Annotated in this window: 14 protein-coding genes; 8 read left to right on the forward strand and 6 right to left on the reverse strand. The window is 52.9% G+C overall.

Annotated features, from left to right (window positions below):
* The first annotated feature begins 95 nt into the window (after positions 1 to 95).
* Both O2S87_RS16510 and O2S87_RS16515 read left to right on the forward strand, forming a co-directional pair.
* Complete coding sequence (locus tag O2S87_RS16510; RefSeq protein WP_475409865.1) at positions 96 to 245, forward strand: hypothetical protein; 150 nt, start codon at positions 96 to 98, stop codon at positions 243 to 245.
* Between the two features lie 845 nt (positions 246 to 1090).
* Positions 1091 to 2107, forward strand: a complete 1017-nt coding sequence (locus O2S87_RS16515; RefSeq protein ID WP_475409866.1) for a tyrosine-type recombinase/integrase — start codon at positions 1091 to 1093, stop codon at positions 2105 to 2107.
* 1 nt (position 2108) lies between these two features.
* Here O2S87_RS16515 and O2S87_RS16520 read toward each other — a convergent pair whose 3' ends face one another.
* Positions 2109 to 2420 carry a hypothetical protein gene (locus tag O2S87_RS16520; RefSeq protein WP_475409867.1) on the reverse strand — a complete coding sequence of 104 codons (312 nt, stop codon included), beginning with the start codon at positions 2418 to 2420 and terminating at the stop codon, positions 2109 to 2111.
* Between the two features lie 150 nt (positions 2421 to 2570).
* On the opposite strand from O2S87_RS16520, the gene O2S87_RS16525 reads away from it, so the two are divergent.
* Together O2S87_RS16525 and O2S87_RS16530 are read left to right on the forward strand one after the other, a co-directional pair.
* The gene (locus tag O2S87_RS16525) at positions 2571 to 3089 is read left to right on the forward strand and encodes a PD-(D/E)XK family putative nuclease (protein WP_475409868.1); all 519 of its coding nucleotides are present in this window, start codon (positions 2571 to 2573) and stop codon (positions 3087 to 3089) included.
* Between the two features lie 146 nt (positions 3090 to 3235).
* The gene (locus O2S87_RS16530; RefSeq protein WP_475409869.1) at positions 3236 to 4894 is read left to right on the forward strand and encodes an HsdM family class I SAM-dependent methyltransferase; all 1659 of its coding nucleotides are present in this window, start codon (positions 3236 to 3238) and stop codon (positions 4892 to 4894) included.
* Here the strand turns inward: O2S87_RS16530 and O2S87_RS16535 are convergent.
* Positions 4891 to 5877, reverse strand: a complete 987-nt coding sequence (locus tag O2S87_RS16535) for a BsuBI/PstI family type II restriction endonuclease (protein WP_475409870.1) — start codon at positions 5875 to 5877, stop codon at positions 4891 to 4893. The genes O2S87_RS16530 and O2S87_RS16535 overlap by 4 nt on opposite strands.
* Before the next feature lie 208 nt (positions 5878 to 6085).
* On the opposite strand from O2S87_RS16535, the gene O2S87_RS16540 reads away from it, so the two are divergent.
* Entirely contained in the window at positions 6086 to 6823 is a 738-nt protein-coding gene (locus O2S87_RS16540) for a hypothetical protein (protein ID WP_475409871.1), read from the forward strand.
* Positions 6824 to 6836: 13 nt separating this feature from the next.
* On the opposite strand, the gene O2S87_RS16545 is transcribed toward O2S87_RS16540, so the two are convergent.
* A complete protein-coding gene (locus tag O2S87_RS16545) occupies positions 6837 to 7259 on the reverse strand; it encodes a hypothetical protein (protein ID WP_475409872.1) in 423 nt (140 codons plus the stop codon).
* Between the two features lie 108 nt (positions 7260 to 7367).
* On the opposite strand from O2S87_RS16545, the gene O2S87_RS16550 reads away from it, so the two are divergent.
* Positions 7368 to 7577: a hypothetical protein gene (locus O2S87_RS16550; protein WP_475409873.1), complete on the forward strand. Its 210-nt coding sequence runs from the start codon at positions 7368 to 7370 to the stop codon at positions 7575 to 7577.
* 99 nt (positions 7578 to 7676) lie between these two features.
* Positions 7677 to 8291 carry a tyrosine-type recombinase/integrase gene (locus O2S87_RS16555; RefSeq protein WP_475409874.1) on the forward strand — a complete coding sequence of 205 codons (615 nt, stop codon included), beginning with the start codon at positions 7677 to 7679 and terminating at the stop codon, positions 8289 to 8291.
* A 523-nt stretch (positions 8292 to 8814) separates the two neighbouring features.
* Here O2S87_RS16555 and O2S87_RS16560 read toward each other — a convergent pair.
* The gene (locus tag O2S87_RS16560; protein ID WP_475409875.1) at positions 8815 to 9348 is read right to left on the reverse strand and encodes a hypothetical protein; all 534 of its coding nucleotides are present in this window, start codon (positions 9346 to 9348) and stop codon (positions 8815 to 8817) included.
* 218 nt (positions 9349 to 9566) lie between these two features.
* The gene (locus O2S87_RS16565) at positions 9567 to 9824 is read right to left on the reverse strand and encodes a hypothetical protein (protein WP_475409876.1); all 258 of its coding nucleotides are present in this window, start codon (positions 9822 to 9824) and stop codon (positions 9567 to 9569) included.
* Between the two features lie 109 nt (positions 9825 to 9933).
* Here O2S87_RS16565 and O2S87_RS16570 point away from each other — a divergent pair, with 109 nt between their 5' ends.
* Positions 9934 to 10068 (forward strand): hypothetical protein, encoded by a 135-nt coding sequence (locus tag O2S87_RS16570; protein ID WP_475409877.1) that lies wholly within the window; start codon positions 9934 to 9936, stop codon positions 10066 to 10068.
* A 369-nt stretch (positions 10069 to 10437) separates the two neighbouring features.
* Here O2S87_RS16570 and O2S87_RS16575 read toward each other — a convergent pair whose 3' ends face one another.
* Positions 10438 to 11406, reverse strand: coding sequence for a hypothetical protein (locus tag O2S87_RS16575; RefSeq protein ID WP_475409878.1), 969 nt, complete (start codon positions 11404 to 11406; stop codon positions 10438 to 10440).
* Positions 11407 to 12119: the final 713 nt, after the last annotated feature.

The raw sequence follows: 12119 nt of genomic DNA on the forward strand, positions 1-12119 counted from the left end.
ACAGCTCTCGGAGTTCGTCGAGCCGTTCCAGCGAACCAACCGCTCGACAGCCGGTTCTTCCGGTAGTTGCCCTTGGATTAGGGCAGCGTTGGTGAGTGGCAACGCCGTCGCGTCGGCGGCTGATCGCTGCCGACAGCGACTGTCTGCCGGTAGAACTCCCAGCCACCGTCTTGCTGGAGGCTAGCCAGCCACCGCAGACACAGATTCAGCACCTATTGGAGGAGATCGGGAGGTTCTCGATGTGATCGACTGAGACAAGTGTCAGCCCTGTGGTCGGATTCACAGAGAGATATCTCTGAAAGACCTGTGGCGTGGCAAAATCAATGACTGCTTTCTGACCGGTTTCTTTCTCCCGTTATCCGTCTGAGTTGATTTTTCTCTCAGACGCTGAATTATGGGTAAGAGACAGCGTTCTATTCAGCAGTCGATTCCTACCACATCTCAGAGAGGTTGTAGACGTATGTGCAAGACTCAGCCTCTAACTGTTGCACCGAGATATCTAATCGCGTTATGTCGTAACTCGATTAGAATCTCGTGAATATCGCGTCGACAACGCGTAGATCAGGGCCAAGAAGCTCACTTTGTAATCGCCTTCACTCGATTATCCTTTTTCATTTTAGAGACTATCGACTCCTGTGATGACCTCACCCAAAACTCGACGAAGTATTTATGACCTACAGGTTTTGTTGGGTGGAAGTGAGATCACGCGCGTCGAGAAGATTTGAAGAACAGTAACGGCGCACCGACTATAATCGTAATATTTGTCACATCCAGATGTCGTTGAGAATGCCTTACAACCTGTGTTTGGATGTACTCAAATCGCCAGAAGGCGCGACCCTCATTCGGAATCGTTCGATAGTCGAATGAGATCAAAACCAAGAGCCAAACCCACTTTATAAGTGATGTACCGTCGTCTGTCGGATTCTAATCGTTCGGAAAACGAATGGGCGCTGCAGGATTTGAACCCGCGGCAACAAGAGGTGAAAAAAAGTAGGCGGGACGGGGATCGCGCAAGCAAAACTGACACCCAACCCACCACAAACCCGCACACCAACCCCCACGCCTCGACGCGGCTGGAGCTGGATTCCAAATGCCGCAAACCAACGAATACGAGCAAATCACACCCGAAGACGCACTCGAACTGTACCTAACCGAAAAAGCACAAGAATGCTCTCCAGCGACGATCCGAAGCCACCGTAGCCGCCTCAGCCACTTCGTCGACTGGTTTGAAAGTGAGACAGACTATCAATACACTTACGAACTGGGCGGCCTCGACGTACGCCGCTTCCGCTCGTGGCGATTCGACAACCACTCTAACGACACAATCGCCACTCAACTCGACACGCTTCGCGTCTTCCTCAAGTTCTGCCGCGACTGCGACGCCGTCGACCCATACCTTCCCGAGAAAGTAGTCAGTCCCGACCGCGGGGAGCAGCGGAGCAACGAGATTGACGCGGAACGCGCAAAGCAGATCCTCGCATACCTCGATCGGTATCAGTACGCCTCGTTACCGCACGCGCTCACCCACCTGTTGTGGTGGACGATGATCCGGATCGGTGCCGCCCACAGCATCGACCTCGACGACCTCGACCTTGACGACGGATACATCCGATTCGAGCACCGGCCAGACAAGGGAACGTCGCTGAAGAATCAGGGAAAAAGCGAGCGCACTATCGCGATCCGCCCGGAAACAGCGCAGATCATCCAAGACTACATAGACCAGCATCGCCCCAACGTAGATGACAAGTATGGCCGCGAACCGCTTTTCGCGTCGACGCACGGGAGATACCACCGCAACACGCTACGTAATCACGTGTACGCTGTCACACGCCCGTGCGACATAGGTGAAGAGTGCCCGCACGACGCGGATCCCGACAGTTGCGAAGCAGCTCGGCGGAACAACGACGCTTGCAAATGCCCCAGCAGCGAGTCCACGCACGCTATCCGACGCGGGAGCATCAGCTGGCATCTCCGCGAAGAAGTTCCGAAGCAGGTCGTCAGTGACAGGGCAGATGTCTCACCCCGCGTGATCGACCGCCACTACTCAACGCTCACCGAGAGTGAGAAAGCCGACGTACGCCGAGAGCAACTCCCCGACGGCCTCTGACCTACTCGGCGTCGTCTATCAAGTCAATATATTTTGGCAGACCAACCACGATGTCGGATTCATTTTGACGCACATCATACACCGTGACTCTCGGCCTGCCGTGGATGCTCTCACCGAGCAAGACGCGGATCCGTCCTTTATGCTTGTGATCCGATGCGTGCGTGATCTCCTCAACACGCACCTCAAGCTCGTCGCCGTCGTTGACGACGACCGGGCCAATAATACAGTAAGGAGATTCGTATTGGCGCGGGACGTGAATTCTGACCCAGTCGCCTTCCTCCGCCAATGGCACGATATCTTTCGCCTTTGCCATATTCCCTTGTTATCATTGACACTCAGTAAATACCGATGTTCTCTATGAGAAGTCATACTAAGTGCCTCTCAACGTGTAAAGATGGCTCTAACAGTCAATGGGGCTGTTAAAGCCATCGCTAATATTCAACTACGCGTCCACCGATATGCAATGGTCGACGACGAAGACTTTGACATCGATGAAACGATAATCCGATACCCACACGACCACCCCAATCCCGCAAAACTCGCGTGGAGAGGCGTCGAAGCGTGGGTACGACGAGTCCACGACAAAGATGCAACATCGGGAGTTGAGAGTGACGCGTGGTGCCCTGAGACTGACACCGAACTGGAGATCAAATCCACCCGACCGTGGCAATCAGGCGGTGATCGAGGTCGTATAATCCTCCGCAAGCATCAACATCGAGCCGCGCTGGAAGAGGGCCGAGACTACGTGGTTGTACTAATCAACACGATAGACGATTGCACGTGGGACGTACTCGACGCCGTACGTATCTCCGCCGAGACGCTCGACGACTGGTGCATTACCTCCGACCGAAGATGGTCGCCACGAGACGGTTACGACGAGATGGGTATCCAGTGGCGCGACGTGCCCTACCTCCACCTACCATCGCGCTACTTCGATTTCGATGACCACGGTGGATCTAGATTTGATGTCAGCAGTGATTGAGCAAATCGAAGAATGGAACTACCTCGCATCCCAAGTCTATGACGAACAAGTGGATTGAATACTATCCCGTAAATTACCGAAAATAGACTGATACCAACCCGGTGTGCAGCATATATAAGATAACGATAGAAACAGAGAGTCAAGGAATGGAATCGGAACATAAGCAGCACGGAAAAACATACACACCGGAACCCGTCTCAGAGAAACTCACACGTTGGGCAATTCAAAACCCCTCTGATACCGTTCTTGAACCTTCCGTAGGCGAAGGACGGTTCGTCTTCGACGCTCACACCCGTCTACGTGATCTCGGAGTAGATAATGAACAGGCTCGCAATGCAATCCACGGAATCGATATTGACGAGGACGCGGTAGCCGACCTCCAAAGAAAGGCCAGCGAGGACATCGGCGGCGAATTCCCCAACGTCACTGTCGGCAACCTATTTAATTCGAATTTCCCGAAAATAGACGCTCTCATCGGCAACCCACCATACGTTATTCGCCACCGATTCGAGGACGCTGAGGAGATCATCGAACGGTTCTCTGAGTACGATTTCAGTGACCAAGCAGATCTCTATTGTTACTTCCTCGTTCAGGCAACCCGGTTTCTCAAACCGGGAGGACGGATGGCGATGATCGTATCCAACTCGTGGATGAAGCGCAAGTATGGTGAGGAGTTCAAGGATTTCCTTCTAAACGAGTTCTACATCAATGCCCTCATCGGTTTTCAAGAACGTGTGTTCGACGACCTTGCCAATACCGTTTGTATCATAGCCGAAAAACGCCCGAACACCATCCGAATGCCAGCGGGTAACGACGTGAGGTTCATCCAAGCGGAAAGCACCGAGATATTCAACAAAGGTGATAAGACGTTGGATGAGCTCGCTGAAGCCGCAATCCAAAGCGCAAAAGTCTCACAGAGCAACCTCAAAGCGGAGGACTACTGGGATATCTGGCTCCGCGCACCCCGTGTCTTCCAATCTATCAAGAACAGCGACGACTTCACCCAACTAAACGAGTACGCAACGCCGTCCATCGGCGTTCAGACCCTGCACAAAGATTTCTACATTTTTGATAAATCAGAAACCAACCGTGTCGAAGATAAGTTCCTCCGACCAATCGCGTATTCTCCTCGCTCACATCAGGATCCAGTGTTGCGAGTGGAAGATTGTGAGTCTTACGTGTTCTGGTGTCCTGATGAAAAGAGTGAACTCGAAGGTAAAGACGCGCTTGAATACATTGAGGAGTGGGAGAATCGTACTATTGGGAAGCGATATAGCGATGAGACATACGACGGGCTGCACAACAAAACGCGAATTCGAAAGGCTGGCCGTGATCCTTGGTACAATCTTACTGATGAAGCCGAGCGCCGCCTTCCTTCGCAAATCCTCCTGCCCAGACGCGTCTACGAAAACTACACCGCCGTATGGAATCCCGACAGCGTTGTGCCGAGTGAAAACTTCCTCGCAACCACTGTCCACGATGAAAGTAATATAAAACCAATCCTCACATACCTGAACTCTCAACTCGGTGAACTCAACCTACGTCTTGCTGGTCAGGTATATGGAGGCGGGGTCTGTGATCTCAACGTCAGTTCCTCAAAGACCATACAGACCATCGACCTCGACAAACTCACAGATAGAGAACTACAATGTCTAGAAGAAGCGTTCAACCAATTCGCCCAAACCGGTAAACGAGACGTACTGGATGAAGCCGTATATTCCGTCCTCGCAATCACAGAGGAAGAACGCCGGGAGATTCAAGATGCGTTGTATCTCGCCATCGAAGAATCTGTTAACAAAAACTAGGATTCGGGATCGGTTGGATATGTATACAGGACACCAGAGTCCTTCGGGGAATCTTTTTCAAGGTTTATGACACCGTGTGAACGTAGATCATTGGGATGGTTTGACAACCACACGTGAGAGTTCAACGAGATGTCCATAAGATATTGCTTGTATCGGGAAGAGTCTGGGAACATCGTGATGAACACCGCCTCGAAGTCTTTCGCATCACCATCTACTGGCGATTGCAAGTCTTCGAGCAGTGTTTCGATGCGTTGCTCTGTGAACGGCCCAAGACTTGTTACTGCTTCCAGAAGGTACAACGTCTGATTCGCCTCATCGTATGCGATTGCGTCTGGATAGACGGATAACCTGAATCGCATTCCATCGAACTCAATAGGTAAAAGCTTCGCCGTGATCTCCTCACGTTCGTCCTTGGTAAGACCCTCGTGTACCAAAACGGGCTTGTCGGCTAGTTGCGGTACAAGATCTCGCAAACCTACGCCGATCAACTGAGTATGTTCACCGGAAGCCCGAGGAAGTATCTCGTCGTGGTAGGGCAGTTCGACAGTGCGCTCCTCACCCTCAACTGGATCCGGTTCGCTGATGGTCTCTTCGAGCTCGGCGTTATCGAGGTATTCTCGGAACTCCTGACCCACCCAATAGTGCGTCTTGGGACTGTTCGGCGCGGGTTCCTCGTATCCGAGGACACCGGCCTTATCACGGAGGGGTTTCAGGGCGTCCTTACGGATTGGTTCTCGGGAGTTCTCAGCAGTGTAATTTGGAAGAAACTGGACTAGGTTCGTGGTTTGGATGGCATAATCGGGGAGGTCATCGTACCGGAGTTCGATGGATTCGTAGTATTCCGCGGAGGTGACGGCTTGAAGCACGGTGAGCATCGTATTATTGATGTCACTCTCTTGCATTCCAAAGTCCTTGAGAGCCTCCTTGAGTTGCTCCCGGCTGAGGTCATAGTTGAATCCGACCTCGGTCTCTTCTGTTGACATACACGACCTTCACACTGCCAGATCCGTATTTGTTCCGACATAGTCTCGCTTAGAACCGGTGGTTTTCGTGAACGAACAATGTAAAATGTTTTTTAAATTGTTTGACAACGGTTGCTAAAGTTTGAGAGAAAACTATACTACTTCTAGTGGTCGCTGGGCCAGCTACTCCTCGGTAATATTAATCAGACGTGGCGAATTACACTCGATAATGGGTGTCACAGAGTCAGAGATAATCGTCAAGGGAGAAATTCACAGTTCCCGTGGCGACCTCGACCACGAACGGGAACTCCTCATCGAAGGCGTCGACCACCTCATCCTCGAAGGCCCTGAAGAAGAAGCTGAATACAGCTTGTTCCAGCAGTGGTACGCCTTTGCGATGCTCATTACCGACTACCTGTTCTTCCGTATCCTGCAAACTGATAGTTCCGTCCTCAAAGATATCGCTGAAGCCCAAGGGGCTGAAGTGACGAAAACGCGAGAATCCAATGCATCAGTCCTTGAAAATTCACACATCCTCGCACGAATCGGTGCCGCAATCCTCTTCCTCATTTTGTTCTTCACCTCAGCCCTGTTCGGTATCGCCGGCATCCACCTCTATGGAGTCCCGCTTCTAATTGGGAGCGCACTAGTACCAACACTCCTGCTCAGAATCCACGAATCAAACCGTTCGACCGGAAGCCGAGACGAGAAAATGGCGAAATTAATCACCGAAGCAGCCGAAGATGGAGGGCGAGTCATCGCTGTCGTAGGGGATGACCACGCCGACCCGGTAATCGGTCATCTGCCAAATTGGATTGATCCGATACGGGAAGAGCCTATGTACCCGTGGTATTCGTGGAACCACGCAAAAGACATCGCTTATCCGTCCTTCATCTTCGTCAGTGTCCTCTGGGTAGTTTACACGGTTTTTGTAGCGTACGCCGAGTTTGTGTGGTCGCTAAACTGACCAAAGCCAAAATTCAGCCGATAGAAGTCGCGATCCGCACGGTGAAACCAGTTGCTACCAGTACGACACCCATCGAAGCATCCACATAATTGAGTGACGTCATTGACACCCGCTCCTGATACGGCGTATCACCCTTCCGATCATCTGGTACCAACGCAGCCTCCCGGAAAGCCTTCTCGTGAACCCTGAAAGCCGTCCACGCTAGCGTAGTCGCACCTGTCGCTACCATCACAATACCATATGTTCCTGCCGAAGCTGACAGTAACCACACCATCGAGAAGGCTCCGAAAAGAATGACGGCGGATCTTGTGATGCTCTGCTTTACAGCCTCAGAGAACCTCTCCCTCAACCGTGGTGACTGCTCATCCAAGTAGTAGAGGGATACACGTAAGCGGTATCGAAGGCTATCTTGATACCTGTCCCAGTCGACTTCCATAACCCAACTTCCCAGTCAGCACCCAAAAATTCTCGTCTATCTGGACTGCTGAGGCCGCATTCCACCCCACCCTCGTGTTTCTTCAGAGAGGACATCATTCAGTTTCGTATGGGAATCATCAATCCAGTCACTCTCCAGAAGAGAACAAGACAGGCGAACCTGATCGGTTTGATGGGATCAATTCTGCTGCTGGTGGTGGGCTTCGTCGGAAACCAGTACGCCACGACCTTCTCACAGGTTTGGGAAGGGTACTGGGCCATTGGTTGGCTCGGTATTTGCATTGCAACAATAACATTTGCCATCCGCAAGGGTGTGTGAACACTTCAGACGAACTGCCGAGTCTATGGCACAGAAGCGGAAGTTCACCCCCGGCTGCCGGCTGCTCTTTATAAACGATAGGTGGTTAGTACCACCCGTATGACAAACACGGAAGTTGAACAGTCCAGAGAACAAGTCTGGCTCAAACCAGAGCAGATTGACGAGATGCGAACCATCATCTACGAGTGCCGACCTGACTACCTCCAGCAGCGCGACGACGCACTCGTCACGCTGATGTACGACGGTGGGCTTCGGAGCTGCGAACTGGTCGCTCTCGACGTGGACGATCTCGACCTCAGCGACCGCGTCCTTACACTCTCCCCAGAGCAACAGAAGCAGTACCCCAACGAAAACACTCCCAACACCGCCCGCCTCAAACTCTCCAGCGACACCGTTCGCACACTCCGAAGCTACATCAACAACCGATGGAAGGACACCGACGCCCTATTCCCGGCTAGATCCTCTCCACGGATGTCCACGCGGGCCGTACGCGACCTCATCAGCAAACTCGCCTGCGAAGCCAGTGTAAGACCGTACAAAGCGACCGGTGGTCGCGGCGACCCATCCGACGTATCGCCGCATAGCCTCCGACACAGCGTCGCTTACCGTATGATTGACCGAGAAGACTGCTCACTCGATGCCGTCAAACGACGACTCCGTCACTCGTCAATACGCACCACGGAACGCGAATACAGCCACTTCGACGTGGTCTAATCGCGCCCCCAACTCCACTGTTAATTTAGACGACTATCAGCATTAAACCCCCACCGGAACGTTGGCAGCCCACGCGTGCCGGCGTTTATTACTTAACCCCAACTATGATGATATGCGGCGGCGGGCCAGCACTCATTTCCAACCCACGGAATCCCCTGCCGCCGTCCCCGTCTCCATTCACTCATTTCGCCGTTTTGCGGAATAGAACGATCTACGACCCCCTGACCCTAAAATCACGGTTAGAAGGCGTCCAACGTAGACTGTGCATCACAACTCGCCGGATCCTTGTCACACGACTCGACGCGCAACAGGTCAGGACGCTCGGATAGAAACTCCCTGACATCGCTGTAATCGTCTGGATATCCGTGATACTGTCGGTACGTGTTACGATGCCCTCGAGCGTGCGACCGCATCCCCAAGGAACTGTGCGTCGAGAAGTCGCACCCCGGGATTGAACAGTTGTAGTGCGACATCGCAGTACGACGGTAAGCATCACACCGATTTATGTCACTCGGGAAAATGGTTAGAAGGCGTCCAACGACGGCTGCTCCAACCCCTCGACCCGCCGGCGTTCTCGCGGGACGACGTACTTGAACCCGCGGGTCGGCGGCTCCTCAGGAGCGGGCCGATCGACCTCAACCAGCGGCGCGACCCAAATCCGCCCATCATCAACCTTCTCGATCCGCGCTTCGGCGTAGACGCGCCCCTTATCCGCGAACAGGATCCGCCACCCCGGCATCGTTCGACGCGGCTTCCCCTGCACCCGCCAGTACGGCTTCTCACCCTCGGGTACGTTCGCTCCGAGTTTGTGCCGGGTCGCCTCTAGATCCGCCCTCACGAGGACATCCATCGCCCACGGCTCCCGATGCTCAGCATACCTACCGCCGCTGAAAACTGCTCCACAACCGCACAGCACATCATCGTCTTCTATTCGATATTCTTCTCCCCGCTCGCAAACAGGACACTTCCCACGCAGTTCGACGTCGTCGCCAAAATCCGGTGACTCGTCGTCGACGTAGACCGACGCCGCCGGCGGGACTTCACGCATTCTCATCATTCAAATAGTAAGTTATCACTAGGTAAAGGCCGATCGCTCAACAGGGTGGAAAAGAGTCTAAGCAAGGCGGATTGGCGGGACAGGGCACCACCATCACTTCACCGCACCGCCGGCGGCGAAGCGCCCGGTTTACCAAGACAAGAATTTACGTTCCCACGGCGCGAATCACCACACGCGGGGCTAATCCCCGTAATGGGTTTGGGGGAGTCATCCCCCTTTCAAAACTTCTCGAACTGCCGGCGATACAATGATCGTAGTGCCCTAATGTCCTGATTGCTCAGTTCAGGAATTTTCTCCAGATCCTGCACGAAGTCGCCGGGTTGATCGGGGGACTGACCCGCAGCTGAAGCCACCAGTTGCCACGCGTAGCGTGACCGTAGATGATCCGCCAGTACCTCAGAGTCGGTGAGCGTGGCGACGTCATCGCGGAATTCCGCCGGCGAGATCGGTTCCGATGCTTGCTGTTCTACTGCCATCACCCTTACTAACACATCGTTGGATTTACACGCCACGAGAAAAGCAGCCTAATCCCGGGCAGCCCTCCACGCCGGCATTAATCCCCGATCGATCCTCACTGCTATACAGATGAACAACGAAGGTGAAGGACGAGAAGGGGTTCGAGACGCGCAGAAGCGGGTCGCAATCCACATTCACCACGTCGCGGGAGAAGTCGAAGATTTTGGTGAACGCGACGTCTCAGAATCAGTCTACCCAGTCTAAACACTCACAAATCTAACAAGTCCAAATCACCCTCCCATCGAAGACACGTTACCCCGGGGGTCGACGGGGTCTACGTTGACGGCGGGTTAATTTCACAAGATTTCATTCCGAGACTCATAAGCCGGTTTATAGTTTTAAAAGTACCAAAATTTTAAATACGACTACTTACCACTCAAAATTCCAACAAAAGATGAAAAGGAAGTTCACCTTCCCACGAGCGCAGATCAGTTGAATGGCGACAGGTCACGACCCCCGACCCGGATTGTGTGTGTAAATGAGTACTAACACCGGGGCCGGGCACGCGACCCAACCAACCGTAGCACGTGGTTACTTAAAAACACTAGAACGCAAGGCTGCAAAGAGTAACTACTACACCCCGAACGAATGAAGCTCGTAAAGCCGGTCACGAATGTCCTGATCGGCTTCGTCGGGGGAAGCGAAGTCGGCGGCAAGCGGAGACCCAGAGTCATCGAACCACCAATCTACCAGCGCATCCACATCACCCCGCGCAGTGTCATCATCGACCCATCCCGCTTCGGTAGCGTCCCAGTTTTCAAAATACCCACCCGGTGGCGCTATCTCGTCAATTGCATCAGCGAGTACCACCATATCCAAACTTCCCGAGATCGGAGTCTCCTCACCGTGGGTACTATTTGTGTGTAATTCATCGAGCTGACTTTTCAGATCGTCAATATTTGACGCCCATTTCCGCAGAGTCTTGTACAGGCGGTCTTCGTCGGGGGAATACGAGGTTTGCACGAGCACGGCTCGTAGGATTGTACTGCACTTCCGATTTAAACGTTCGATGTCGTTCTCTTCTTCGTTGCCGTCGGAAGTGTCATATACAACACCCGTCGCCCGGATCCGCCGTTCAACGGATTCAACTGTCAGCGACGACCGGGCGCCGCAGAACTGCTCGATCCGCGCGCCGATCTGGTCGCGGTCGCCCTCGTGCGCCGCTCCAGTATAAATGGCAATACCCGCAATTAGCCCCGCTGACTGCCACGATCCTAGCTTCTGGATTTTTGTGGTCGGTCGAACGTGCTGCGGATTGATCTCCGGGACTGGATCGTTGGCGGTCAGTTCGCGCACGTCGTCGGCGTCAAGGACGATGGTTTCCGCGTTAGGGTCGTACTCGTCGCCGGCGGCGCCGTCGTATGCTTCAATTAGTTTGTCCAGCGCCGCTCGCGGATCCGCGCTCCCGGTCGCGTCTACGGCATCACAGGCCCGGTCGAGGATGTCGTTAACGATCCGTGTCGTGTTGTTGTTAGCGTGTTGCTCGGCCCAGTCGTCAACTTCACCTGCGATATCGTCGCGTAGTTCTGGTCGCTTCGTCATCTGTACCAGTTAGTTATTTTCCTTGACACTTATAATTTGTCCAAATATTGGGTGTGTATGTGTGTGTTCGTAGCGACACAAATGAGGTGGTCGTTCCACAGGGCATAGTCCCACCTGTATCGTTAGTCAACAAGTAACAATCCTGAATAGTTGATCGAACTGCTTGAATCGAAGCGCGTTAATTGTTAGCAAACAACACAAACATATCTGTACAAATATGATGTATGTGTGTATGTGTTGAGTTTCAGCAAGTGTACCCCCGGGGGGGTCGGGGAGGATTTTGGAGAGCTGGAAAAAAAGATCGTCGTCGAAAACACGTCACTTAAAGACTCAATCTTACAGTTACACGGGTATCCGCCTCCCCCCGATTCTTACCCCCTCTCGGGAAAAGCTTTATACTACTTACTAGTACTAGATCTAGTAGTATAGTAGTAGTAGTAGGTGAAGTAGTGGTTAGGTGTGTTAACAAACCACATTATTCTGAGGAAGAACGACAGCCGTGTTGCGATCTCCGTACGCCACCAGTCGAAGAACGTGGTTGTTCCGACCCCCGGGGGGTATTTTCTGTGGTTTAACACATACACACGAGCCTGTCCAAGAAATATCGGCAGAGAACTCACATGACGTAGACCTTATCTAGCAGAAAATCCTGTACAGCGTAAGGATTCACCCGTGACGTTCAATTTTATCCGATACGATCAAGATCAGCAACA

This window comes from Halohasta sp. A2 (assembly GCF_056175805.1).